The 405-nt window shown below is 67.7% G+C and carries 1 protein-coding gene; it reads left to right on the top strand.

Going from position 1 to position 405, the window contains the following annotated elements:
* Positions 1-405 (top strand): RNA-guided endonuclease InsQ/TnpB family protein (locus tag EVJ26_RS14330; RefSeq protein ID WP_145962643.1); only part of this gene is annotated, 405 nt, incomplete at both ends.

Genomic DNA, 405 nt, shown 5'->3' with positions numbered 1-405 from the left:
AGGCGCGCGCCTCCTACACGACGAACAACCAGCACGGCACGATCCGCATCGAGGGGGACCGGGTCCGGCTCCCGAAGGTCGGGTTCATCCGCTTCACACAGCACCGAATCTTCGACGGCGAGATCCGGTCGGCGACCGTGTCGATGACGAAGACGGGCAAGTTCTTCGTGTCGCTCCTCGTCGAGCAGCCCGACGAGCCCTGGGTCCCGGCCGAGCACAAAATCGGGATCGACCTCGGCCTCGGGCACTTCGCCGTCATGACGAACGACGCGCTCGTGACGGAGAAGGTCCCGAACCCGCGCAACCTGCGCGAGGCCGAGGAACGGCTGAGACGGGCGCAGCGCTCGCTCTCCCGCAAGAAGCCCGGCAGCCGGAACCGCGAGAAGGCGCGGCTCCTATTGGCCA

Source organism: Exiguobacterium sp. SH3S1 (assembly GCF_004337105.1).
Lineage (GTDB): Bacteria > Bacillota > Bacilli > Exiguobacteriales > Exiguobacteriaceae > Exiguobacterium > Exiguobacterium aurantiacum_A.
The sequence above is the reverse complement of the archived record's forward strand: the minus strand, read 5'-3'. Positions and strand labels throughout refer to the sequence as shown.